Origin of the sequence: Oceanobacillus luteolus (genome assembly GCF_042678205.1) — a bacterium.
Taxonomy (GTDB): domain Bacteria; phylum Bacillota; class Bacilli; order Bacillales; family Amphibacillaceae; genus Oceanobacillus; species Oceanobacillus luteolus.
The window spans coordinates 161,914-188,776 of the sequence record NZ_JBHUDE010000040.1 but is presented as its reverse complement, the minus strand read 5'-3'; the positions used below and the strand labels follow the sequence as shown (position 1 = coordinate 188,776).

The window sequence follows — 26,863 nt, the reverse complement described above, 5'->3', positions numbered from 1 at the left end:
CCGTGAGCCTCCGACGGAAAGGCCGTGGCATTCTTAGTCTGACGGGGCCACGCTCTTTTCCATCCTCCTGCAGGAGTCTTGAGGTTTTTAAACTGCTCCCTGCTTTAAGTTTATTTGGCACATCGTACTATACCCAGCATAGAGCTATAACATTCACTTGGCTAAAAAATATATAATAATGCCATATTTTCAATGCTAAATTACGGTCTATATGTGGCTAGCTTTACTCAATAATGCAAAGTTCAAACTTTCGATTTCCCTGGGAGCAGCCCCCGATACACCGAAGACTCCTGTGGGAGCAGAGGCATCGGTGAGACCCCACAAGGCGCTTGCGCCTGAGGAGGCTCACCAGCCGCCCACGGAAAGCGAAGGTGTATCGGCGGCTGCGGACTACCAATAGTAGTCTTGGGATATTTTAAGTTAAGTAATTTGCAGCTTATTATATAATGTATCCCCACTGTTTAACTAAACAAATAGAAAAAATAAAAGCAGTCGAAATGACTGCTTTTATTTGGCATATTCAACTGCTCTTGTTTCTCTAATTACAGTCACTTTAATGTGACCTGGATAATCAAGCTCGCTTTCGATTCGATTTCGAATATCTCTCGCCACTCGAACGGATTCAAGATCATCAATTTCATCAGGTTTAACCATAATGCGAATTTCTCGTCCCGCCTGAATAGCGTAAGATTTCTCTACTCCTTCAAAGGACTCGGAAATCTCTTCAAGCTTTTCTAAACGCTTAATATAATTCTCCAGTGTTTCACTTCTTGCACCAGGTCTAGCTGCTGATAAAGCATCAGCTGCAGCGACTAATACAGAAATAATTGAGGTAGGTTCTTCATCACCGTGGTGTGAAGCGATAGAATTGATAACAACCTCATGTTCTTTATATTTTTGAGCAAGCTCTTTACCAATTTCTACGTGACTGCCTTCAACTTCATGGTCAACTGCTTTCCCGATATCATGAAGTAAACCAGCTCTTCTTGCTAATATTACATCTTCTCCTAGTTCTGCAGCAAGCAAACCGGATAAGTAAGCAACTTCCGCTGAATGTTTCAATACGTTTTGACCATAGCTTGTACGATATTTTAGACGACCTAGTATTTTAACTAGATCAGGGTGCAGTCCGTGCACACCAACTTCGAATGTCGTTTCTTCACCGACTTCACGGATATATTCATCAACCTCACGTCTCGCCTTATCTACCATTTCTTCAATTCGCGCTGGATGGATTCTACCGTCCTGTACGAGTTTTTCTAATGCCATACGGGCGATTTCCCGGCGAATTGGGTCAAATCCAGATAAAATAACAGCTTCTGGTGTATCATCAATGATTAAATCAATACCAGTCAACGTTTCTAATGTCCTTATATTTCTTCCTTCTCGTCCAATGATGCGACCTTTCATCTCATCATTAGGAAGGTTTACGACAGATACGGTTGTTTCAGCAACATGATCTGCAGCACAGCGTTGTAAAGCTAATGAAAGGATATTTTTCGCTTTCTTGTCCGCTTCCTCTTTCGCCTGATTTTCTGCTTCTTTAATCATGATAGCTGCTTCGTGCTTAACTTCTTTTTCAATGCGTTCTAAAATAATTTGTTTAGCTTGGTCCGTTGTATATCCTGAAATACGTTCAAGTTCAGCCTGCTGCTCATCTTTTAAAGCTTCCACTTTGCTTTCTAATGCTTCAATTTGTTGTTGTCTCTCTGCTAAAGAATCTTCCCTTTTTTCCAGTGATAATTCACGTGTATCAAGGGTGATACTCTTCTTGTCAAGAAGATCTTCTTTTTGAGTCAAACGATTTTCTTGCCTCTGGAGTTCCGCACGACGTTCACGCAGCTCATCCTCTGCTTGCTGACGTAATTTATGGTTCTCGTCTCTTGCTTCAAGGAGGGCTTCCTTTTTAGCTGCATCCGCATTTCGATTTGCTTCCTCTACTATTTGCTTTGCCAAGTTTTCTGCACTGGAAATTTTAGCCTCAGCAATCGATTTACGAATCAGATAACCAACAAACAGACCTATGATAAGGATGAATACTAGCAAAAGGGAGATGATTAAAGGGTGGTCCATAATTTCACCTCCTATTGCTATAAAGTTGTTGTACAATTCATTATTTTCTTCATGTACCCATTATCAATGCAAGGATTAATAATTAACGTATAATTGAATAAAATTATACATTGTTAATTTTAATTGTCAATTTACTTATTGTCAAGGAAACATAGGCAGTATTTTACATAAAAAAAGCTGTTCACCCAATGTAATTGGATGGACAGCTCGCTTATTATATATCTAAACTTTCTTGCTCTTCTGGTGAAGCTACGTCGTCCTCATTCACATTTGCATTTGCTTCAAGAGAATAATGTTTACGGATCTCACTATTAACTTCGTCAAAGATTTCCGGATTTTCTTTCATAAATTGTTTTGCATTTTCCCTACCTTGACCTAGACGTTCACCTTTATAGGAATACCAAGCTCCACTTTTTTGGATGATATCCAGCTCAGCACCCACATCGATGATCTCGCCTTCTTTAGAAACACCTTCACCATACATTATATCCACTTCTGCTTGTTTAAATGGCGGTGCTACTTTATTTTTTACAACTTTGACACGAGTTCGGTTACCGATCATTTCATTGCCTTGCTTCAATGTTTCCGCTCGGCGCACTTCTAGACGGACGGATGAATAGAACTTCAATGCTCGTCCCCCCGGAGTCGTTTCAGGGTTACCAAACATGACACCAATTTTTTCACGTACTTGGTTGATGAAAATGGCAGTAGCGTTCGATTTATTGATTGCACCTGATAGTTTACGAAGAGCTTGTGACATTAATCGAGCCTGTAGACCCATATGAGAGTCTCCCATTTCACCTTCAATTTCAGCCTTCGGTACAAGAGCCGCAACTGAGTCTACAACAATGATATCTACAGCACCGCTTCGTACAAGAGCTTCTGTGATTTCAAGAGCCTGCTCACCCGTATCAGGCTGGGATAACAGCAATTCATCAGTGTTTACACCAAGTGCACGAGCATAATTCGGATCCAATGCGTGCTCAGCATCGATAAAAGCAGCTTGTCCACCTTGCTTTTGCGCTTCTGCAATTGCATGTAAAGCAAAAGTTGTTTTACCCGAGGACTCAGGACCGTAAATCTCTACTACTCTACCTTTTGGATATCCACCAATTCCTAGCGCAACATCAAGTGCTAAAGAACCACTTGGGATGGTAGCTATCTTTTGATTTTGTTCTTCCCCAAGCTTCATGATCGATCCTTTACCAAATTGTTTCTCTATTTGTCTCAAAGCCATATCTAATGCTTGTTTTCTCTCACTCAATGAATTTACCTCCTCAAATTATCTATCTCCATCATACGCTTTTTTTCACCATTTGACAAGCAAAAAACGAATAAACGTTCGATAATTTTCATACTGGATTAAGATGTCATTTTTAAGTTTTCAATAGAGTTGGAGACTAGAAAGGTGAAGCTATAAGTGATTAAACCGATAGATATTAAAGTTTTATAGCGTTTAAAATTAATTCCAGTCCTTTTAAAAGTGCACGGTTACGAATCACATTACGATTTCCCTGTAACTGGAAACTATAAACTCGATCTTCCTCACCCTTGATAGACAATCCGATATGGACTGTTCCCACTTGTTTGCCTTCCATTTCTCCAGGACCAGCAACTCCTGTGAAACTGATTCCAATAGCTGAATTTAATTTATCTCTTACGTTTCTAGCTAACAGAATCGCGCACTCTTCACTTACAGTACCTTTTTCTTCAATGAGTTGTTTGGGAATTTCCAATAGATTCATCTTCACGTCAGGGCTATAACATACAATCCCGCCCTGAACTACTGCACTTGCACCTGGAACAGTGACGAGACGCTCAATAAACTTGCCACCAGTCAAGCTTTCTGCAGCTGCAATCGATACTTTCTTGTGGTTCAATCTCTCAACAATCACTTGTTCAATTGTTTTTTCTCCCTCAGCTACGAAATAATCTCCTACCCTGTCAAGAATATCTGCTTTAGTTTTTGCTAGGAGTCTTTCCAAGGCTTCACTTGAATCTGCTTTGGCAGTCAGTCGAATGATAATTCCATCATCGGTTGCTAAAGGGGCTATCGTCGGATTCGTTTGCTTCTGAATTAAATCTTGTAATTCATGTTCTAACGTCGATTCACCGATACCAAGAAATTTTAAAATAGTTGATCGGATCATCTGTTCTTTACCTGTTAGTTTATAAAGATACGGTAAAATCTCATCGTTGAATAAGGACTTCATCTCTCGTGGGACACCAGGAAGGAAAATCCAAGTCCTCTCATCAAATTGAACAATCATTCCTGGTGCCATGCCTTGTTTATTCTCTAAAACAGTAGCAGTTTCAAATACACGAGCCTGTTTACGATTATTCGGTGTCATCGTCCAACCAGTTTTCTGGAACCAAGTCTCTATCTTTTTCATAGAAGCTTCATGTTCCGTCATGGAAAGATTACTGAATGCCTGAAACGCTTCCCTTGTCAGATCGTCTTCAGTCGGTCCTAAACCTCCTGTAACAATGATAATATCCGAACGCTCATGGGCTTGTTTAAATGTATCTGTCACACGTTTTAGATTATCACCAACAACCACATGGTTAAAAACATTGATCCCATATAATGCTAGCTGTTGCGAAATCCATTGAGCATTCGTATTAGCAATTTGACCTAAAAGTAATTCGGTCCCGACTGCAACAATTTCAGCTTTGTACTGTTTCTTCACTTCGAATCCCTCATTACATGCCAGTTTTTATAAAAATATTCAATACCAGATACAACAGTGAAAAATAAAGCTAAGTAAAGCATGATGGTTCCTAGAGGAAAGTTCAAGTAAGAGAACGGAAAATTATGAAGCAATAACAAAATAATAGCAATCATCTGTGTTGCTGTCTTTAATTTACCCATGTTCCCCGCAGCCATAACGATTCCTTCTCCTGCAGCAACGAGTCTTAAGCCAGTAACTGCAAATTCTCTACTGATAATGACGATAACAATCCATGCTGCCGCTAAATCCATTTCAACCAACATGATTAATGCCGCAGATACAAGAAGCTTGTCTGCTAATGGATCAAGAAACTTACCAAGATTGGTGATGAGATTATATTTTCTTGCGTAATATCCGTCTACCCAATCTGTGGCAGAAGCGATGATGAATATCATTGCCGCGATGAAATGATGGATAGGTAATAAAGTGTTTCCTATATCCCACGCTCCGAAATCTAGTGGTAAAGAGAGTATAAGGATAAATATCGGAATTAGAATGATACGAGAAATAGTAAGTTTGTTAGGTAAATTCATTGACTTTCCTCCTTGATTTTCCAATGATAATTTGTAATATCGAAATTTTATTAAGAATGGACCATAATTATAAAAATCTTTCGTGCTACTCCGTACACGCATTACCCGTAAATTCGTTAATCAAGTCCCAGATTTTTCTTATTATACCATAATAAAACCCTTCCGCATGCATTTGGAAGGGTTAATGCTCAAGACTTTAATTAACATTGAACCATAACCGCTGATGGTCTCTTTCATTTGGATCAACAGGATATTCAAACGGAACACCATTGATATCAATTTCTAAGTTAGGGGTACTTCCAATGTTCAAATAGATTGCTTCTTCTCCAGTCAAATCAACCTCTACAGGTGAATTAGCTGTTGTAACGAAATCAGCGAAGAAAGCCTCCCCTGCGGTATTTTTAACATCCAACCACACATTCGTACTGGATTCGAATGTAAATATCAATTCATCATTAGGATTAGTTAGGGATATGGTGGATTCAGGCGTAGAACCGGTGCCAACCTCTTCCACTTCAATAACTACTTCCTGACCTTCTTCATCCTTTGAATCTTCTTCAGTTGTACTCTCTTCGTCAGTCTCTTCAGCTGTGTCGTCAGAATTTTCATCGTCACCAACTGCTGACTCACCATTATCTTGAGTATTATTATCATCTGTTATTATTACTGTATCCGACTCTTCAATTTTTTCTGGTTCATCTGATGATGACGCTTGATTATAGAACCAAATACCAGCACCAATAATACCTACGATCAACAAAACAACTATTATTTTAGGGAGTAACGAGAAAAAGGTATTTGACCGTTCGGCTGAATTCTCTCTTTGCGCACGTTCTACTCTTGTATATTGGATTTCACTATCACTTTCTGACTTAGGTATTTCTTCTTTATGCTCTTCAAGCAATTCATCAGAATCTATACCGACAGCAGATGCATATTCTTTAATAAATGCACGAGCATAAAATTTACCAGGTAATAAGTGAAGATTTCCTTCTTCGATTGCTACTAAATATCTTTTTTGAATCTTTGTTGTTTCTTGTACACTTTCCAATGAAAGGCCTTTTGCGATTCTCGCTTCTTTCAGCCTAGCACCTACATCCATAATTAACACCTTCCATCTCAGAAATCAAACATATTAAAACCACTATTCTGACTTAAGGATTGACTTTCAATTGAGTCGTATGTAATTTCTTCATCTTCGTGGCTTCTTAATTCAATAATGTAATCAAAATCATCCAACGTATATTCGGTCGCCTGTACAAAAATATCAGGATGCTCTACAACTTTTACAGCCGGCAAATGCATCACTTCACGAATCAGCCGCCAATGTTCTTCATTTGCTCGTTTTTTTGAGACAACACCGTCAATAATAAAAATATTATCCGTATTATATTCACCGGCAATCAGTTTATTCCTTACGGTTTGTTTAATCATTGTACTCGAAACAAAGAGCCAACGTTTATTTGCCGAAACACTTGCTGCAACGATGGACTCTGTCTTTCCAACACGGGGCATTCCTCTTACACCAATTAATTTATGACCATCTTGCTTAAATAATTCTGCCATAAAATCGACAAGAATTCCAAGTTCATTCCTCACGAACCGAACTGTTTTCCGATCATCATTATCTGTATGGATATATTTCCCGTGCCTGACGGCCATACGGTCTTTAAGTTTGGGTTTACGTATTTTTAACACTTTAATAATATCTACAGTCTCTAAAATGGACTCCAGTCTTTTGATGTTTTCATCATGTTCGGAGAGCAGCAACAAGCATCTTCTTGAATTTTCAAGCCCGTTTATTGTGATGATATTTATCGAAAGCATACCTAATAAAGATGAAATATCACCTAATAAACCTGGGCGGTTAATTTGGTTTTCATATTCGAGATACCATTCTGTTCTTTCCATTACAATTCTCCTTTATAATGAAACATCAAGTAGTGGGGTCCTCTAATCCCCACTAATAGACAATCAAATGGAACAGGATTAATGCCTCAGTTTTACATATTTCAGACTGATGGTCACCTGTTTTATAATGGCAGCATTTACGTATGTTTTCTATTTCTACTATAAATCATTTTTTAGTCCGTGAAAAGCGAAATATAAAACAAATGGAAAAGAAGCTGTATAGTTTAACTATACAGCTTCTTCCACTATTTATCCATTATTATTGCCTTGTTTTTCCACCAATCTCACCATGGAGCTAGCGATTGCTTGTTGCTCCTCTTCAGATGCTGCATTCCAAAGTTCTTTCAATACAGCTTCTTCTTTATTTTTAGCATCAATATTTGATGCTAAATAGTCTCCCACTTCATGTGCTACATTTGTAATTGTTTCATGATCCATCCCACTGTTTTTTGCTTGTTGTAATCGATTGGCAAGAAACCCTTTCCATGAATCGAAATTATCGAGAATAGACATTAAGAAAGCCTCCTTTTTCTAGTGATACGTTTAGTATTTTACATTTCACTTACTTTATACACTTAGAAAAAGAAGTTAAATCATCCATCCTCCTGTAATCGGAAGGATTTGGCCGTTCATAAAAGGATGATTCAATATAAAATCGACTGCCTCAGCTACTTCACGGGGATAGCCAGGTCGTTTTAAAGGAATTTCTTGAAATATTTCCTTTTTCTCATCTTGAGATAAACTCGCGTTCATCTTCGTATCAATGAATCCCGGACTAATTCCATTTACTGTAATATTACTTGGTGCAACTTCTTTCGCAAGAGCTTTAATAAAACTGTTTTGTGCACCCTTCACTGTCGAATACAGCACTTCATAGCTTGCTCCGATATCCCCCCAAATCGATGTAATGAAAATAATGTTGCCGAAACTGTTTTTAATCATCGAAGGAAGCAGTTGCTGTGTAATTCTCCACGGTGCTTCAATATGGAGCTTAAGCATACTGTCCATCGATTCGTGACTCATCTCTTGAAACAAGCCAAATTCAGTTTTTCCGCTTGAGAAGATGATAATATCAACATGAAACACAAGATTAGCTAGTAGTTGTTCAATTCCTTCCGTTCGTGATAAATCTGCCTGTATAATTTGGAGAACTTGATCAATCGCTATTTCGTCGGCTAATTCATTAATCCTTGTCTTATTCGAATGATAGTGGAGAATTAATTGGTCCCCTTTTGCCGCTCTTTGTTTCGCTATCTCTAATCCAATATCGCTGCTTGCACCAATAATCAAAACCGTACGCTTCATTGACTAGCCTTTCTTAATCGTACAAACAGCAAGTCGATCTTCATCTATCCATTCTTTCAGGAAATTATTGAAATCCGAAATTGTCAAAGCTTCAATTCGAGAAGTCATTTCAAAGAAATTAATTCCATGTCGATGATAGTCCACAAACTGGTTAGCAATATACTCTAGGGAATTCATTGCTCGGAGCGTACGTCCAATTTTCTTTTTCTTCATTCGCGAAAACTCTTTTTCTGTAATTTCCAGATTTCGGGTCGATAAGAGCAACTCTTTTACTTTTGAAGCAAATTCAGTAGGTTTTGTCGTATTACCGCCAATTAATGTATAGCCAAAGTTAAAATCAATATTCGTTTCAAACGAAAAACTTCCGTCAATTAATTCCGCCTGATACAGTTCTTGATAAAACTCTCCGCCTTTTGCAAAATAATGATCGACCACCATCGTAGTCAATAATTCCTTTGTAAGAAATTCATCCTTTTCCAAAGCGCTGCTTGACTCTTTAATTCCAACCGTACATTTCGGTATCGAGACTGGCATATTAATTTCTAAATTTTTCGTCGCAACTTCCCTTGGCTCGTCTGGGAATTTCCGTTTAATATCGCCCATTGCTTCAAAGCTCTTTCCAGCTTGGTTGTTTTCAATCAGTGTAAATAAAGATTCAACATTAAAATTACCAATAATGAATAAAGTCATATTTTCGGGATGATAAAACGTATTGTAACATGTATATAGATCATCCTTTGTAATTTTCATGATAGAATCTACCGTACCAGCAATGTCAATATTGACAGGATGGTTTTTAAACATAGCTTTAATCGTACCCATAAACGACTGCCAATCCGGTTGGTCATCATACATTTTTATTTCTTGAGCGATAATCCCTTTTTCTTTCTCGACGGTCTGTTCTGTAAAATATGGATCTTGCACAAAATTGATTAATGTCTCTACGTTATCTTCAATATGATCGGTTGCTGTAAATAAATATGCCGTTTTTGTGAAAGAAGTAAAAGCATTAGCTGAAGCTCCCAGCTTTCCAAAGTCAGCAAACACGTCACCGTCTTCTTTTTCAAACAGCTTATGCTCAAGAAAATGCGCTACTCCATCCGGAACCGTAACCATTTCAGATTCGCCAATTGGAACAAATGTCTGGTCTATAGAACCATACTTCGTTGTAAAAATTGCATACGTCTTCTCCATTTCAGGCCGCGGCATCAAGAATACGGATAAGCCATTTTCTAATTTTTTCGTATAAATCACTTCATCAATATCCTGGTATATCTTTTTATCCATCATTTAATTCCCTCCTTCTGAAGTGAGGAGATATAGCGTATCTTCCTGGATTTTTTCTCCAACACGAACAACTTCTTCTTTTGTCACTGCAGAAATCTTAGTAATGATTTCTTCTAGGGTCCGCTCATAATTTGCAAGTTTTTGCTGATAAAACAATTCGACTAGTCCATGATTGTTATCCATCGTCTCACGCAAATAATGGATGATCATGTCTTTCGCCTCATTCATTTCTTGTTCCGTAAAGTTTCCAGCCTTCATTTCCTGCATTTGTTCCCTAATAATATCTCGTGCTTTTTCATAATCTTCAGGTGCGATTCCACTAAAGACAAAAAGCAGTCCTTTATGACTTTCTACTTGAGAAGAAGCATAATAGGCAAGGCTATTTTTTTCCCTTACATTCATGAACAGCTTAGAACTCGGGAAACCACCAAACAGACCATTAAAAACTTGTAAAGCTGGATATTCTTTATCAGAATAAACCGTATTTGTCCTATAACCGATATGCAGCTTTGCCTGTTGTATTGGTTCTTTTTCTATAATTTCTTTTGGTTTATCAACCTGTTTCTCAGTTTTAGTTTGATTGGCTCCTGCTTTATTTATGGAATCTCGTTCAAATATAGTAGTTATTGCCTCTTCAATATATTGAGGATCCATATCACCGACAACATAAATATCCATTTCGTCAGTTTTCACCATTTCCTTATAATAAGCAAATAGATCTGCTCCTGTAATGGTCTCAAGTTCATCTTCATAGCCATTTACATGTATGGAATAAGCTTCACCTTCACACATTTCTTCAATTAACCGCATATTTGCATAACGGATTTTGTCATCGCGGATTGCTTGAATTCTTTGCTTCAAACTTGCCTTTTCACGATTTACAATTCTTTCTGCAAATGAATTATTTTCAAGATGTGGAGCAAAAATCAGTTCTGATAAAAGTTGGAGAGCCTCTTCTGTTATTTCTTCTTTCTCTGGGAGATATCTTTGATTGGCCACTTCCAAACGGAAGCTGATGATATGATCTTCTCCTTTTTTTGCCCCATCAACAGATAGTACCGCTCCATATAAATCATCCAACTTTAATTGTAATTCCGTCCGACTTGGATAATTCTTCGTTGCCTCTCTTAATACATTTGGCAACAGGGCACGCTTGGTTATCGTATCTTTGTTTAATGGCGCTTTCGACTTAATAACAAAAGTGAGTGTCTTAAATTTTTTCGTTGGGATAAAATGAATATGATAACCGTTTTTATTAACGGTTTGTTCCTCAATTAAATTCATCACACGGCCTCCTATAATGATATCTTATTATTCATATTAAATATTCTACACATCTTTCATAGGTTCATCCATTAAAAGATACTTATTTTCCACGGCTTAAGACTATTTTAGTTCCCGTTATCGGATGATATGAAAAAAAACTGACTTGATTTCAAAAATCAAGTCAGTTTTTCCTGTACTATTTAACGACTCCCTTTAATATATGGTACTCCGTTTGCCTTTGGCGCATCGGCACGGCCAATCAGCCCTGCAAGTGCCAAGATAGTCAACACGTAAGGGGCTATCAACAGAAACACTTGTGGGATATCTTCAATTACCGGAATAGAAGATCCGACAATGCTTAGACTTTGAGCAAATCCGAAGAAGATTGCTGCTCCCATTGCACCGAGCGGATGCCATTTCCCAAAAATAACAGCTGCGAGGGAAATGAATCCCTGTCCTACTATTGTTGATTGAGAGAAGTTAGAAACGATAGTAAGCGCGAATACGGATCCGCCTAAACCACCTAAGATTCCTGATAAAACAACTGCAATATAACGTATTTTTTTCACATTAATTCCGTTTGTGTCTGCCGCCATTGGATGTTCACCAACAGCACGTAAACGTAGACCGAAAGTCGTTTTATATAAAACAAACCAAGCAACAAAAGCTAAAATGATTGCTAAATAAGAAGTCGCATAGACCCGTTCAAAGAAAATAGGACCGATGACAGGAATATTCGACAATACGGGTATATCAGTGCGGAAAAAACCTTCCACCATATCTGTTTGCCCTTTATCATACCACTGCTTTGTCAAATAGACACCGATGCCAAGCGCGAGCATATTAATCGCTACTCCACTCACGACTTGATTTGCGTAGAATGAAACGGAAGCCACAGCATGGATGATAGAAAAGATTCCTCCAATAATTGCTGCTACTACAATGGCGATCCAAGGTGTTAGAGTACCGAATGTACTCTGATAAGTCAAGCTAAATACTATACCAACAAATGCACCAATTACCATTAATCCTTCTAATCCAATATTAACCACACCAGAACGCTCACTGAAAACCCCGCCTAAAGCCGTCAATATTAATGGTGCGGAGAAGAACAGTATAGTGGGTACTATCGATTGTAATAAATCAATCATTTATTTCCCCTCCTTTTTAAAGCGAAGGATTGCCAAACGTATGATATAACTTGACGCAACAAAGAATATAATCAACGCGATGATTATATCTACCAATTCAATGGGAACCCCTGCAGATGTAGGCATTTGTCCTGCACCCTCTTTTAAAGAACCAAATAAAAAGGCTGCAATAACTACACCGAGTGCATGGTTACTGCCTAATAGAGCTACTGCAATACCATCGAATCCTAAATTAGTAAAACCAGACATAAGATGGATATTTCCATATGTACCGAGGCCTTCCATTGCTCCAGCCACGCCAGCGAAACCTCCAGATATCACCATTGAAAGGATAATATTTTTTTTGACGTTCATCCCCGCATATCTGGATGCAAATTGGTTGTACCCGACAGACTTTAATTCATATCCAATAGTCGTCCGTTCGATTAAGAACCACATGATAGCGGCTGCAAATATTGCAATCAAAATACCGTAGTGAACACGGGAATACATGGTCAATGATTGTAACCATTCAGCTGACAGGGATGCACTGCTAGCAATTTGTTCGGTCTTCGTTGCATGATCGGTTAAAACAGAACGAATGATTTCGTTTGATACATATAGCGCAATATAGTTCATCATAATTGTCACGATAACTTCGTGTACACCAAGTGTTGCTTTCAATAATCCTGGGACTAAACCCCATAAAGCACCAGCAAGCATTCCAGCTAATATAGCAAGTGGTAAATGAATGATCATCGGTGCTTCGATTCCTATTCCCACCCAAACAGAAGCTAACCAACCTACAATTACTTGTCCTTCAGCTCCTATATTGAATAGGCCAGATCGAAATGCAAAAGCAATAGCCAAGCCTGTTAAAATAAGTGGTGTTGTTCGTCTAATTGTTTCACCAATCGTAAAGGCATCACCGAATGCACCTAACCATAAAGCTTGATAGCCTGCAATTGGATTATATCCAGATATAAGCATGATAATGCCGCCGACGAGGAGTCCAAGTAACACGGATATAACAGGAATTAATAATGGTGCAAATTTTTTATTGAATATCATTTTGAAACACCTGCCTTATCGGTTCCGCTTCCGGCCATCAATAAACCTAATTCTCTTTCATTTGTTTCTTTTGCATCTAAATCTGCTACAATTCTTCCGTCATAGATGACAACAATTCGATCACTTACATCTAAAATTTCATCCAGTTCAAATGATACTAGTAGAATCGCTTTTCCTTTATCTCGTTCTTCAACCAGCTTTTGATGTACAAATTCTATTGCTCCTACATCAAGCCCTCGGGTCGGTTGTGCTGCAATTAATAATTCAGGAGAGCGTTCGACTTCACGAGCAATGATTGCTTTTTGTTGGTTACCACCAGATAATGCTCTGGCTGGAGTAAAAGCACTAGGAGTGCGAACATCATACATCGCGATAAGCTCTTCAGCTTTTTTATAAATAGCATCATGATTGAGAATCGTGTTTTTTGAATATGGTTTCTGATAGTACGTTTGCAACACAATATTTTCTCCGATAGTATAATCAAGGACAAGTCCATACTTATGTCTATCTTGAGGTATATGCCCTAGTCCGCTTTCAGTTACTTCTCTAGGTGTTTTATTCGTAATATCTTTTTTATTAAGTAATATGTTTCCTCTATAACTTTTCGTAAGCCCTGTAATTGCCTCAATAAGCTCTGTTTGACCATTGCCGTCGATCCCTGCAACTCCAACAATTTCGCCGGCTCGTACCTTTAAATCAAGTCCTTTGACAACGTCAACTTTTCTAGAGTCCTTTACATAAAGGTCTTTTACTTCAAGAACCTCGTGCTTCGGCTCAGCAGGTGTTTTGCTTACTTGAAAATTCACATCTCTCCCTACCATGAGGGATGCCAATTCATTCACAGTTGTTTCTTTTACATCCACCGTTCCAATGCCCTTGCCCTTGCGAATAACCGTACAACGATCGCAGGCTTCCATAATTTCTTTCAACTTGTGGGTAATCAAGATGATTGATTTACCTTCTTTGACTAGAGATTGCATGATTTCAATTAACTCAGTTATTTCCTGTGGTGTAAGTACTGCTGTTGGTTCATCAAAAATAAGCACTTCAGCACCACGATATAACGTTTTTAAGATTTCAACACGCTGTTGCATCCCAACTGATATATCACGTATTTTTGCTGTCGGATCTACTTTCAAACCATAACGGTCCGATAATTCCTGGATCTCTTTTTCTGCTTTTTTAAGGTTTATCGTGCCAAATTTAGTTTTCGGCTCGCTTCCAAGGATAATATTCTGAGTAACCGTAAATGGTTCGACTAACATAAAATGTTGATGAACCATACCAATGCCGAGATCGTTGGCAATGTTCGGATTCGTAATTTTAACAGGCTTGCCATTAACTCGAATCTCTCCTTGTTCAGGCTGATACAGTCCGAATAATACATTCATCAGAGTAGACTTCCCTGCACCGTTTTCGCCTAGTAAAGCATGTATTTCACCTTTCTTTAATTGAACCGTAATATTATCATTTGCAACTATACCTGGAAATTCCTTACGTATATTTAGCATTTCTATTACGTATTCCACTCTCTTTCCACCCCTTTTACATAAAGCTGCCTATCTAATGTTCACACAGGCCAAATATTGGATTAATCAACTAAGATTCACATCCTGTTGAAATATCTATTTCATCACTCACTTGATAGAGAATAGATATGGCAACAGCATGCGGTGTGAATGAAAATAAGGTTTAATCGTAAGGAAGGGAAAAGAGCTTGTACTCTTTTCCCTACATTTTTAAAGTGAGTCTAAGTATTCTTCTAAAGCTTCACGTGTGTAAGGAATTTCAATGTCACCATTTAGAATGCTTTCTTCCCATTTTTTGACTTCGTTTATTATTTCTTCTGTCATAGCTTCTTCGTTAGTAGTAGCAACAGAAATCGCATTCTCTTCCAGACCAAACTCCAACTGTTCTCCACCAGGGAATTCACCATCCATTGCTAGTTGTGCAACATCCTGGACAGCTACGTCTACACGTTTAACCATGGAAGTAAGTGTTACGTTATGTTCACCAATTTGCCCTTCATCATGTTGGTCGCGGTCTACTCCGATTACCCAGATAGCGCGCTCTGGATCTGCGTTTTTAAGGTCTTTTGCTTCATTGAAAACCCCATTACCAGTTCCACCGGCAGCATGATAAATGATATCTACTCCAGAGTTATACATATCATTAGCTATCATTTTACCTTTAGATGCATCCCCGAAATGTTCCGCATATTGCACATCAACTTCAATGTCAGGATTAATTGATTTTGCTCCAGCAATAAAACCAGCTTCAAATTTATTGATTAATGGGGAGTCAATCCCACCGACAAAACCAAGTTTATTTGTTTCCGTTTTCATAGCAGCTGCTACTCCAACTAGAAATGATCCTTCATGTTCTTTAAAAGTAATGCTGACTGTATTATCGCCTTCTACAACATCGTCAACTATTCCGAAATAGACATCTGGGTTTTGGTTGGCTAAGTTTTGAATATCTTCTTTCAACTCAAACCCAATACCGTAAATTAAGCTATAGCCTTCACGAACCATACGGGTAATATTTGGAACGTAATCCTCTGGTGCATTGGATTGTGCATAATCAAATCCGTTTCCTTTCGATAGACCATGCTCTTCTCCCCATGCACTAATTCCTTCCCAAGCGGATTGGTTAAAGGATTTGTCATCTACCCCACCAATGTCCGTAACCATCGCAACGGAAAAATCAGATGAATCTTCACCTTCATTAGCGTTACTGTTGTCCGTATCGGCGGTTTCGTCACCGTTACCACTTCCGCAAGCGGCAAGTAGCGCCACAAGTCCCACAATCAATGTAATCCAAAACAACTTACTCTTTTTCATTGCAATGCCCCCTTATTCCTTTCTTTTCTCACAAAACAGTCATGATGGATGAATTTACTCACATATCTTTTTCTATAAATAGATTAATAGATATCGTAACCATTACTCGAAAAGATACTATGTCGATTCACCCTTGATGTCATACGTATCATGCCACAGTAACGTTGCAAATGAAAAGGTTTTCCACACAAAAAATAAGCAACAACCTGATTATTTATGACTACGCTTTCAAGGTTTTGTAAAAAAAATCAGTCTGTCCCTTATCAACAATCGATTATTTCAGTGATATATCGACCTTTTTCCTAAAAATCAACGAAATACTGAAAGCATTTACAACTGCGAGCATGCTACTAATGACATATGACGATTTTGTCATAAAATACTATATCACTATTAAGGTAATAAATAAATAGAAATGCTAAATTTTATTATTAAACTGCTATAAATGATCAATATTGAATCCATAGAATAAAAAATCAGGTCGCTAGCTCCACTACATCTTCATTCGATTAAATTCGAGTAAAGATGTAATAGGGCAGCTCCCTGACTCTTATCGTCCTTACACTGTAGGTGCTTGTTCCTCGGTTTCAGTATTCGACACTAGGACCGTGCGTGGCTTGCTGCCTTCGTAAGGCCCTACAATTCCTCTTGCTTCCATTGCATCAATTAGACGTGCAGCACGAGTATAACCGATGCGGAATCGACGCTGAAGCATCGATACACTTGCACTTTGAATTTCGATGACCAATTGGACGGCATCGTCATATAGTTCGTCATCCACCTCTTCGACGACTTCATTCGTATCCTCAGGAATCATTTCCTCTTGATAGGAAGCTTTCTGCTGATCAATACAATGATCAACCACTCGTTCTACTTCCGAATCTGATAAAAATGCCCCTTGGACACGGATTGGTTTAGACGATCCAACAGGGAGAAACAGCATATCTCCACGTCCTAATAGTTTTTCCGCTCCACCAGTATCCAATATCGTCCGAGAGTCCGTTTGAGAGGAAACACTAAACGCGATTCTAGATGGTATATTTGCTTTAATTACCCCAGTAATAACGTCTACCGATGGACGTTGAGTTGCGATGATTAAATGAATACCAGCAGCACGGGCCATTTGAGCTAGTCTTGTTATTGCATCTTCCACGTCACTGGAAGCAACCATCATCAAGTCAGCAAGTTCATCAACAATGACAACAATAAATGGAAGTTCCGGCTCTTCTTCTCCAGCAGTTTGATTATATTTGCGGATATATTCATTATAACCTTGGATATTTCTTGTTCCTGTTTCAGAGAATAAATCATACCTTCTCTCCATTTCTGCTACAACTTTCTTCAATGCGCGAGATGCCTTTTGTGGATCCGTCACAACTGGTGCAAGTAAGTGAGGAATACCATTATATACATTCAGCTCCACTTTTTTCGGATCAATCATCATCATTTTCACTTCATGAGGTTTTGTCCGCATTAATAAAGCCGTGATAATGCCATTGATACATACACTTTTTCCGCTACCGGTAGATCCTGCAATGAGCAAGTGCGGCATCTTGTTCAATTCGGTCAAAATGGCATCTCCAGAAATATCTCTTCCTAAAGCGACGAGTAGTTTCGATGACTTATTTCCCCATGTATCTTCCATAACTTCACGTAAAGAAACCATAGCAATATCTTTATTAGGCACTTCAATCCCGACTGCTGATTTACCTGGAATCGGTGCTTCAATACGAATATCCTTAGCTGCTAGAGCAAGAGCGATATCATCATGCAAGCCAACAATTTTGCTCACCTTTACTCCTGCTTCAGGATAAATCTCGTACTTAGTGACAGCAGGGCCTACATTTACTTTCGTAACTTTTGCTCTAACTCCGAAACTTTGGAAAGTCTTCTCCAAAGTTCTTACAGTTGCCTGCACTTGAGATTTATCATATTGTTGACTCGTTTGTTCTGGTTCATTAAGAAGGTCTAATGAAGGTAAGATATATTCAGGATTTTCACTTTCCACCTGTGAAAGAGCTGGTTCATCAATTTCATCTTCTTCCGTCGGTTCAGAAGTCTCCTTCACAGCTGGTGGAGCTTGCTCCTCTTTATAAGCTATCTCTGTAAAATCATTGATAAATGGTTCATGATCAGGCGTTGCGTCTTCTATATGCGGTTCAACAGCCAATACAGCTTCATCTTTTTTCTCTTTCTTATTCTTATTAACCGTACGCTGCTTATCTCTCAAACTAGAAAAATGCTTTTTGAAAAATTCTAGACACTTGGAAACCAAATCTCCAAGTGAAACATCTGTAATGAATAATAAGCCAATAATAATCGAAAAGATGGAGACGATAATGGTACCAGTATAAGAAAACAGGAAATATGTAAGTGCAAATAATATGGCACCAACCATTCCACCCCCAGTTTGACTGGATGGAACTTGTCCACCAATATACGATAGGAAAGAATCCCAAGTCGAAGCTAAGACTGAAATATTTTGATTCTCTCCTATGATTGGTTCATATATTTGAACATGTGTGACAAGTAAGACACCAGCAAACAATATATAAAACCCGACCATTTTTCTTGTAAAGTAATTAGGATATTTTCTTTTTATCAACAGAACAATTCCAGTTACAAATAGAAATACTGATGCCACAAAATACCATATACCAAAGAAAAAATGGAAAAAGTGTTCCAACCAACCTGGAATAGCTCCTTCACTAATCGCACTTGCTCCACTTCCAAAAATAGCTAAAAAGATATATAACAGACCTAATAATTCATATTTTAATAGTTTTGAGCTTTTCGTTGACTTTTTTCTCTTGCGTTTTCTTTTTGCCAACTCCTTCACCCCACATTGCTTTACTGATTTATAAAACCCTTACCTCAAATTTGGTAAGGGCTTATCAATTATCTCTTCCTATTATAGCATACTTTGCCAATTGATTTCTCTACTAATTATCAGAGATTGAATGATTAATGAAGCGGACTTCCAGGTTGATAATTTTCATTCAAGTAATCGCTAGGGTTGGATGAAATCAGCTGTGCTAATCTATATTCACCATTCGGATATTTGTCAATACAGAACATCTTTCCTTCATGGGTAACATAAGAGCGTTCAGGTTTAACTTCATCTTTATTTGCATACACTTCTTCTAACATAAGAGGCGTATATAGGATCACTGTAACAACCCCTTTTCATCCTGTTTATTTTCTTTAATCAATTCATTGATTTTCGCCAGTGCTTCTTTTATGCCACCTACCTCATCAATGAGCCCATGGGAAACCGCTTCTTTGCCTATAACATTTGTTCCAATATCTCTCGTCAAGTTACCTTTGGCGAACATTAATTCTTTAAAGGTTTCTTCTTCTATTTTGGAGTGGTTGATAACAAATTGGATGACACGATCTTGCATTTTATCCAAGTATTCAAATGTTTGTGGCACACCTATTACCAATCCAGTCAATCGGACCGGGTGGATCGTCATTGTTGCTGTAGGTACAATAAAGCTGTAATTGGTTGCGACCGCGATTGGTACCCCAATGGAATGACCCCCACCAAGTACAACAGAAACAGTCGGCTTGGACAAGGAGGCAATCATTTCTGACAGTGCCAATCCAGCTTCGACATCCCCACCCACTGTATTCAATAATACAATTAACCCTTCAATCTTTGGGTTTTGTTCGATTGCTACAAGCTGAGGCAGCAAATGCTCATACTTCGTTGTTTTATTTTGTGGAGGCAGCTGCATATGACCTTCCACTTGACCTATAATCGTTAATACATGAATATTCGAATCTCCTGCTTGTGGGACATTTGTTTGACCGAGTGCTTGAATCTTTTCCACTAACGTATCTGATGGGTTATTTTGTTTTTCTCCTGGATTTTCTTCTTTATTCATTCATACACACCCTCCACCTTTTAATGATTATCATTAGTATGTTCATTGATTACATATCCATGTATAACTCCTCAAAGAAACTAAAAAAGGACGTATGACCTTTCAGGTCACAAGTCCTTATCGATAAATAGGGATTTCCTCACTTAAACTGAACGTGTCATGTAAAGCGTTGACAGCAGTCGCCAAATTATTCTCATGCACTAAGACCCAAATCGTCGTATGGCTGTCTGCGGCCTGTAAAATTTGAATATCTTTCCTTGCTAGAGCAGATACTACCTTGGCAAGTATCCCAGGCATCCCACTCATACCCGCTCCGACAGCAGCCACTTTGGCGCAATCTTCTGTCACCTCAGCGTGGATATTCAACTTTTTAAAGATTTGCTTAGCATGACTTAAAATGGACACCGGGAGGGTGAATGCGATTTGATTTGGTGATAGATTAACAAAATCGATTGAAATCCCATGAGCGGCTAATGCTTTAAATATTTCCGTCATAGAGTATGTTGGATTTGCCCTTTTACTAATTTTTACTTGAGCAATTCCGGCCAAATGAGCAATTCCTGTAATTGGCTTATCCTCGATTTTAGCACTTTTCTGTAATGCCCTCTTACTTGAGATTAATGTACCCTTAAATCGTTTCGAAGTAGAACGGACATGAAGAGGAAGTTTTGCTTGCATGGCAATTTCTACTGCCTGTGGATGAATAACTTTAGCTCCTTGATATGCTAAATTACATGTTTCTGTATACGTGCAGTTTGGTAAAACCCGTGCAGAACTCACAATCTTTGGATCGGCTGTCATAATGCCATCTACATCCGTGAATATTTCAGCCTTAACTGCTCCTGTGGCGACGGCCAATGCTGCAGCTGTTGTGTCACTGCCTCCCCTTCCTATCGTGGTGATATCACCACTTTCGGTTTCCCCTTGAAATCCTGCCACTACAATACAATCATGTGTATCTAAGGCCTGCAAGATCCGCTTAGGGTTTACACTTTTTATTTTTGCATTTGTATGAGTGTCTGATGTAATAATACCTGCTTGGGCACCCGTAAATGCTGCTGCGTTTACTCCTGCTTCTTTTAATTCATTTGCTACAACTACGGCGGAAATGATTTCACCACAAGATAATAGAAGATCCAGTTCACGATCAGAAGATTTAGTATGAGGATAGTTTACTAATCCAAGTAGAGAGTCTGTTGCATAAGGTGTTGGTTGTTTACCGAGGGCTGATACGACGACGATTACTTTATTTTGAGTTTCAAGTGCATTTTTCACGTGATAAATTACATGTTTACGTATTTTTTTGCTTTGTAAGGAGGTACCACCGAATTTTTGTACTACAATTTGCATTGACACACCTCTTTCGTTAAATAACGCAGCTATAATTACTTTTCGTCTATATGATGAATGTAATTATAGCTGCCGTTTCAGTTCTTTATAACCAATTGTTTTTAACTAATGAATGAGCAATCTGCACAGTGTTTAAGGCAGCACCTTTTACGAGATTGTCAGATACAATCCATAAGTGGAAACCGTTTGATTTATCAGGGTCTCTTCTGACACGTCCAACAAAGACTTCATCTTTATCCGCTGAAGATAACGGAGTAGGATATACTTGTTCAGCAGGACGATCCTCCAAGATTACACCTGGTGCAGTTTCTAGGACTTTCCAGAAATCTTCAACTCTAACATTATCTTTATCAATTTCAATATATACGCTTTCCGCATGTGAAGTGAATACCGGTAAACGAACACATGTCGCTGCAACAGATAAATCTTCATCATGCAAAATCTTTTTCGACTCGTTGATCATTTTCCATTCTTCTAGAGTGTATCCTCCCTCGGAGAACACATCGATTTGCGGAAGTGCGTTAAATGCAATTGGGTAATGCTTTGCCTCAGATTTTACTGGCAATATGTTTGCTTCCATTGCATCACCATTAAGATGTTGTGCTGTTTGCTCTTCCAATTCAGCAATCGCTTGATCCCCTGCACCCGATACAGCTTGATAAGTGGAAACAATGATTCTCGAGAGTCCAAATGCGTCTTTGATCGGTTTTAATGCTGCGACCATTTGAATGGTGGAGCAATTCGGGTTTGCTATGATTCCTTGGTGGCTCTCGATGTCTTGTTCATTCACTTCAGGAACAACAAGAGGTACATTTTCAGCCATTCTGAATGCACTCGTATTATCTACGACAACCGCTCCACGTTGTACTGCTTCGTGAGCCAAAGCTTTAGATACAGACCCGCCAGCAGAAAATAATGCAATATCAACCCCGGAAAAACTTTCAGGAGTAGCTTCCTCAATTACATAATCATTATTAGCAAATTGGACAGTTTTTCCCGCTGAACGTTTAGATGCTAAAACCTTCAATTCATTCACTGGGAATTCAGTCTTCTCTAATGTTTCTAAAATTTTTGTGCCTACAGCTCCAGTCGCCCCAACAACAGCTATATTATAAGCATTTTTTACTGCCATTTCTGGTTTCTCCCTTCAATTGTACAAATTATTATATTATTATATTATTAGCTGTTAATTATAACATTATTTTCAACCAAATGAAATAAGAACAGGTTGAATCTGTTGTTTTTTTACAGCATATTCAACTGTATCAATAAGGGATGGCCAGTCTGCAACAAGGGAATTTGGCTTCTTATAAGGATCATCTTGACCGAATGGAACAAAAAATATATTTTTTGTCGCCATTAACTTCATGAGATTCATCCCATTCAAACCCAAAGCATCATTGGTGGAAACTCCTAAAACGACAGGTGAATCATTTCTTAATGTTGATTTAGCAGCCATTAAAACCGCATTATCGGTATGAGCATTCGCAAATTTACTCATTGAATTTCCTGTTAGAGGAGCAATTACCATACAATCCAGAGGATTCTTCGGTCCGAATGGTTCTGCTTCGACAATCGTGGACACAACGGGATTTCCTGTAATATCTTCCAGCTTTTTAATTTTATCCTCAGCTTTTCCATGCACAGTATCTGTCACTTTTACTGCATCAGTTATGAACGGATATACTTCAGCCCCTTCTTCAACCAACCGGGTAAGTTCCTTAAACACAAATACATGGGAATGATGAGATCCCGTAACACCAAATCCAATTTTCATTCCTGACAGTGTCATGCCAATCTCCTTCCTTCTAAAATCTGTATGATTACATTTGCTAATATTTTTCCTGATGTCTTTGGTGCGACGACTCCTGGAAGACTCTTTGCCAATATTGCTTTAATCCCCCGTTTATTTGCAAATTCAAAATCAGTGCCGCCGGGTTTTGATGCTAAATCAATAATAACTGTGTGGGCAGGCAACTTCTCTATCGCTTCTTGCTTAATGACGAGAGCTGGTATGGTATTGATTAAGATATCACAATTATCCAGATGTTCCGTCAATTGGTCCAAAGGTATAGCATGAAGATTCATTTCTGTGATTCTTGCGAGGTCACTTAGATGATGGGAAGCTACACTAACCTTCGCACCAAGACTTGAAAATTTGTTAGCGATTGTATGACCGATCCTTCCAAAGCCGGTCACCACCACTTTTGAAGAATGTATCGTGTAATCTGTATGCTCAATCGCCATCATGATCGCACCTTCTGCTGTCGGTATGGAATTGTAGATTGCTACGTCATCCCGGTTGAGCAAGGGTACGAGTTCTAATCCAACTTGTTCCGTTACTTCGGTTAAATAAGGATTTGCCATACCTGTAAAAATGATTGCTGATTTATCTAATTGTTTAAACCAATCCTCAGTCAATTGAATTGGCCGATCAGAAAAAACAGCCTCTATATTACCGTATTCATCCGTACCAGTAATCGGTAAAATGACAACATCAAGATCAGCAGGCTGGATCTCATTAAAATCAGTCTGTTTTAAACCTGTAAAGCTTTGTTCTAATTTATCGTAGCCAACTAGAACAATGGAAACGTTTGGCAATGCTTGCATCTGGCGAATTAATTCCAGATAGCGGGCATCACCACCAATTACAGCAATGAGTTGCTCCATTATTGCCTCTAACCTCCAAACATGATTTTCTCTATATAGAATATGATGATAGTAGTTTAGAGTGATTCCCAACCAGTCAATAAATAAAAAAAGGCTGATATCTGCCGATATCAGCCTAATTAGTCGCTGAGACTATCCGATTCCACTACAATCATATCTTCTCCAATCACTTTGATATTTCTCCATCGGATTAAGACTTCATCACTTTCCTTTTTCAATCCGAACCATTTATAACTTGGTACGATGAAAGCTTCAATCTGTCCGGTTTGTTCATCGATTTCCAAATCCGATTGGCCAAGCACCCCTAGTTTAACTCCTTGATTCACATCAATAATTTCTTTTCCACTGATTTCCTTAAAGCGCATGTCCATGACCTCCTCATTAATTTTATGCTCTTGTTGAGTAATTCATGAACATTTATCACTAAATTAGCTGTACCAAGTGAAAGACATTAAAAAAGCGAGCCAAATATTAGGCTCGCTGTAAATATGTACATTATTAATTTTGATCAGATGCAATAATCGCTGTAGCTGGCTTTGTTAGAAACACCTTGTCGATTACAGAACGTATAGAACTTTGAGAAACCCGATCAATTTCTTGAATCATTTCATCCAAAGAACGATGTTTCCTTAACAGCAGCTCATTTCTGCCATTCCTGCTCATCCTGCTATTTGTGCTTTCCAAACTTAGTACAAGATTTCCCTTCAGTTGTTCCTTACTATTATGTAATTCTTTATCTGTAATCCCTTTTTCCGTAAGTTGTTCTATCGAATCGGTAATCGTCTGTTTTAATTTATTTAATTGATCGTTACCCGTACCAGCATAAATTGTCAGCAATCCTTGATCGAGATAAGAAGTATGGTAAGAGAATACAGAATAAGCAAGTCCTTGCTTTTCACGAACCTCTTGAAACAGTCGGGAACTCATGCTTCCACCTAATATATTGTTGAGTATAATCAAACTATATGTTGATGGATCATTAATTGGCAGGCCTTCATAGCCTAAACAAAAATGCGCTTGTTCTGTATCTTTCTTGCGATTAATTGAATCCGCAACAAATACAGGTACCGCTTTACTATCATGTTGTTCGGCACCAGAAAAAGATCCAAAATATCCATCGATGGTGTGTATAAATGAATCATCAACATTTCCTGCAACAGAAATAACAATATTTTCAGGGGTATAGTGGGAATGTGTATACTCCCTTAATAGTTCAGGATTGAATGTTTTTAATTGTTTTTCTGAACCTATGATAGGAAATCCTAATGGATGATCACCAAAGGCTGCTTGCGCTAAGATATCGTGAACAATATCATCTGGTGTATCCTCATACATTTTAATTTCTTCATAAACAACTTTTTTCTCCCGCTCCATTTCTTCTTCATCGAATTTGGAGTTGAAGAACATATCAGCCAATATCTCTAGAGCCAGCTCCTTATGGGTGTCGAGAACCTTTGCATAGAAGCAGGTATATTCCTTTGCAGTAAATGCATTAATCTGCCCGCCAATAGAATCAAAGGCCTCCGCAATATCCTGTGCAGTCCGTTTCTTTGTTCCCTTAAATAACATATGCTCGATGAAATGGGCGATACCGTTATTTTCTATATTTTCATTTCGTGAACCGGTCAGTATCCAAATTCCTATTGTGACTGAACGAACGGTAGGGATACTTTCCAACACAATTCTTAGCCCATTTTTACTTTGATGTTTTTGAATCAATATTACTCCCCCTATATATCCTCCTAATTATCTTTCCGTACTGAACAGCGTATCGAGCCTCCCTAATCGATAATCCTTCTCTTTAAGGAGTGTGATTAATTCGCCTAGCCCTTCAGCAATGACTGGTGTTGGATGCATTAAAATAATGGCACCAGGGTGAACTTTGTTGCTTACTCGATTTATCATAACAGAAACAGAAGGTTTCTTCCAATCTATCGTGTCTGTTGTCCAAAGAACAGTCTCCATTCCTTCCTCGGCAGCAACCTTCACAACCTGATCATTAAAGCTACCGCTAGGCGGGGTGAAATATAATGGAGTATCATCGAGAATGGCCGTAAGGATCTCATTTGTTTGTTTGATTTGCGTCTGTATTTCCGATAAATTTATTCTAGCCATATCTGGATGGTTGTATGCATGATTTCCGATCAAATGACCTTTCTCAGCAATCATCTTCACTAGGTCAGGATTTTCTCTTGCCCATTTTCCTTCTATAAAAAAGTTTGCTTTAACCTTATGTTCCTGAAGGGTATTTAAAATAGCGGGTATATGTTCACCGCCCCAAGAAACATTTATCATAAAAGAAACCATCATCTTCTCTGGATGTCCACGGTAAATAGGTGATGGACCTAGATCTGCTAATGTCACACTCGGTTCAATTTGGTCAAATACAAGTAAGTCCTCATCAAATACTCCAGTTTCCTTCATTTTTTCATAGGATTGTTCAACATTAATTTTCCTTCCGTTCCTGCCTGGTGTCTTTTTCCAGACACGGTCAATATATGGTTCGGAAGGGGCTTCGTAATATTGTTCATCGTCCGCCTTTTCAACGAGTTCTTCATATAATGCGTCAGCGCTTAACTGAACTACCGGCAGTACATTCCATTGAAAGTCTTGAGGTTCTATTCTGAAGGCAGAAACTATGATGAGAATAAATAATAGTAGATTGACATACTTTTTATATGTTTGCATAATACCTCCCCCTGCACTCAATTTATGCTGTAATGGGACAAGGTATGCAAACACTAAAAAAAGAAACTGAAATTAATCAATCAGCTTCTTTTTATCTTGGGTAGAAAACGGGAT

The 26,863-nt window shown here is 38.4% G+C and carries 24 protein-coding genes; all 24 read right to left on the bottom strand.

Going from position 1 to position 26,863, the window contains the following annotated elements; translation table 11 throughout:
• Positions 1-507: 507 nt before the first annotated feature.
• Positions 508-2,073: a ribonuclease Y gene (rny, locus tag ACFSBH_RS08830; protein WP_251510587.1), complete on the bottom strand. Its 1,566-nt coding sequence runs from the start codon at positions 2,071-2,073 to the stop codon at positions 508-510.
• Positions 2,074-2,287: 214 nt separating this feature from the next.
• Positions 2,288-3,337, bottom strand: coding sequence for a recombinase RecA (gene recA / locus ACFSBH_RS08825; RefSeq protein ID WP_285853509.1), 1,050 nt, complete (start codon positions 3,335-3,337; stop codon positions 2,288-2,290).
• A 175-nt stretch (positions 3,338-3,512) separates the two neighbouring features.
• Positions 3,513-4,763 carry a competence/damage-inducible protein A gene (locus ACFSBH_RS08820; protein WP_251510589.1) on the bottom strand — a complete coding sequence of 417 codons (1,251 nt, stop codon included), beginning with the start codon at positions 4,761-4,763 and terminating at the stop codon, positions 3,513-3,515.
• Positions 4,760-5,338, bottom strand: coding sequence for a CDP-diacylglycerol--glycerol-3-phosphate 3-phosphatidyltransferase (gene pgsA / locus ACFSBH_RS08815; RefSeq protein ID WP_251510591.1), 579 nt, complete (start codon positions 5,336-5,338; stop codon positions 4,760-4,762). The genes ACFSBH_RS08820 and pgsA overlap by 4 nt, the downstream gene beginning before the upstream one ends.
• Before the next feature lie 196 nt (positions 5,339-5,534).
• Positions 5,535-6,440: a helix-turn-helix domain-containing protein gene (locus tag ACFSBH_RS08810; protein ID WP_251510595.1), complete on the bottom strand. Its 906-nt coding sequence runs from the start codon at positions 6,438-6,440 to the stop codon at positions 5,535-5,537.
• Between the two features lie 17 nt (positions 6,441-6,457).
• Entirely contained in the window at positions 6,458-7,249 is a 792-nt protein-coding gene (locus ACFSBH_RS08805) for a DUF3388 domain-containing protein (protein ID WP_251510597.1), read from the bottom strand.
• A gap of 249 nt (positions 7,250-7,498) precedes the next feature.
• Entirely contained in the window at positions 7,499-7,762 is a 264-nt protein-coding gene (locus tag ACFSBH_RS08800; RefSeq protein WP_251510599.1) for a DUF3243 domain-containing protein, read from the bottom strand.
• A gap of 75 nt (positions 7,763-7,837) precedes the next feature.
• Positions 7,838-8,554, bottom strand: coding sequence for an elongation factor P 5-aminopentanone reductase (gene ymfI, locus ACFSBH_RS08795; protein ID WP_251510602.1), 717 nt, complete (start codon positions 8,552-8,554; stop codon positions 7,838-7,840).
• A 3-nt stretch (positions 8,555-8,557) separates the two neighbouring features.
• The gene (yfmH, locus tag ACFSBH_RS08790) at positions 8,558-9,841 is read right to left on the bottom strand and encodes an EF-P 5-aminopentanol modification-associated protein YfmH (protein WP_251511103.1); all 1,284 of its coding nucleotides are present in this window, start codon (positions 9,839-9,841) and stop codon (positions 8,558-8,560) included.
• 3 nt (positions 9,842-9,844) lie between these two features.
• Positions 9,845-11,125 (bottom strand): EF-P 5-aminopentanol modification-associated protein YfmF, encoded by a 1,281-nt coding sequence (yfmF, locus tag ACFSBH_RS08785; RefSeq protein WP_379597100.1) that lies wholly within the window; start codon positions 11,123-11,125, stop codon positions 9,845-9,847.
• 182 nt (positions 11,126-11,307) lie between these two features.
• Positions 11,308-12,258 carry an ABC transporter permease gene (locus tag ACFSBH_RS08780; protein ID WP_379597098.1) on the bottom strand — a complete coding sequence of 317 codons (951 nt, stop codon included), beginning with the start codon at positions 12,256-12,258 and terminating at the stop codon, positions 11,308-11,310.
• Positions 12,259-13,308 (bottom strand): ABC transporter permease, encoded by a 1,050-nt coding sequence (locus ACFSBH_RS08775; protein ID WP_251510611.1) that lies wholly within the window; start codon positions 13,306-13,308, stop codon positions 12,259-12,261.
• Entirely contained in the window at positions 13,305-14,837 is a 1,533-nt protein-coding gene (locus tag ACFSBH_RS08770; RefSeq protein WP_251510623.1) for an ABC transporter ATP-binding protein, read from the bottom strand. Before ACFSBH_RS08770 ends, ACFSBH_RS08775 begins: the two co-directional genes overlap by 4 nt.
• Before the next feature lie 210 nt (positions 14,838-15,047).
• A complete protein-coding gene (locus tag ACFSBH_RS08765) occupies positions 15,048-16,151 on the bottom strand; it encodes a BMP family lipoprotein (protein WP_251510625.1) in 1,104 nt (367 codons plus the stop codon).
• A gap of 559 nt (positions 16,152-16,710) precedes the next feature.
• Complete coding sequence (locus ACFSBH_RS08760; protein WP_251510628.1) at positions 16,711-18,981, bottom strand: DNA translocase FtsK; 2,271 nt, start codon at positions 18,979-18,981, stop codon at positions 16,711-16,713.
• 134 nt (positions 18,982-19,115) lie between these two features.
• Positions 19,116-19,322 (bottom strand): YlzJ-like family protein, encoded by a 207-nt coding sequence (locus ACFSBH_RS08755; protein WP_251510629.1) that lies wholly within the window; start codon positions 19,320-19,322, stop codon positions 19,116-19,118.
• Positions 19,319-20,041, bottom strand: a complete 723-nt coding sequence (locus tag ACFSBH_RS08750; RefSeq protein WP_251510632.1) for a ClpP family protease — start codon at positions 20,039-20,041, stop codon at positions 19,319-19,321. The genes ACFSBH_RS08755 and ACFSBH_RS08750 overlap by 4 nt, the downstream gene beginning before the upstream one ends.
• 117 nt (positions 20,042-20,158) lie before the next feature.
• Entirely contained in the window at positions 20,159-21,391 is a 1,233-nt protein-coding gene (gene dapG / locus ACFSBH_RS08745; protein WP_251510635.1) for an aspartate kinase, read from the bottom strand.
• 85 nt (positions 21,392-21,476) lie between these two features.
• Positions 21,477-22,523, bottom strand: a complete 1,047-nt coding sequence (locus ACFSBH_RS08740) for an aspartate-semialdehyde dehydrogenase (RefSeq protein ID WP_251510647.1) — start codon at positions 22,521-22,523, stop codon at positions 21,477-21,479.
• A 72-nt stretch (positions 22,524-22,595) separates the two neighbouring features.
• Positions 22,596-23,183 (bottom strand): dipicolinate synthase subunit B, encoded by a 588-nt coding sequence (gene dpaB, locus ACFSBH_RS08735; protein WP_251510648.1) that lies wholly within the window; start codon positions 23,181-23,183, stop codon positions 22,596-22,598.
• Positions 23,180-24,061, bottom strand: coding sequence for a dipicolinic acid synthetase subunit A (dpaA, locus tag ACFSBH_RS08730; protein ID WP_251510649.1), 882 nt, complete (start codon positions 24,059-24,061; stop codon positions 23,180-23,182). Before dpaA ends, dpaB begins: the two co-directional genes overlap by 4 nt.
• 119 nt (positions 24,062-24,180) lie before the next feature.
• A complete protein-coding gene (locus tag ACFSBH_RS08725; RefSeq protein WP_251510650.1) occupies positions 24,181-24,426 on the bottom strand; it encodes a YlmC/YmxH family sporulation protein in 246 nt (81 codons plus the stop codon).
• A gap of 133 nt (positions 24,427-24,559) precedes the next feature.
• Positions 24,560-25,780: a M16 family metallopeptidase gene (locus tag ACFSBH_RS08720; RefSeq protein WP_251510651.1), complete on the bottom strand. Its 1,221-nt coding sequence runs from the start codon at positions 25,778-25,780 to the stop codon at positions 24,560-24,562.
• 27 nt (positions 25,781-25,807) lie between these two features.
• Positions 25,808-26,749, bottom strand: a complete 942-nt coding sequence (locus ACFSBH_RS08715; RefSeq protein ID WP_251510658.1) for a polysaccharide deacetylase family protein — start codon at positions 26,747-26,749, stop codon at positions 25,808-25,810.
• Between the last annotated feature and the right edge of the window lie 114 nt (positions 26,750-26,863).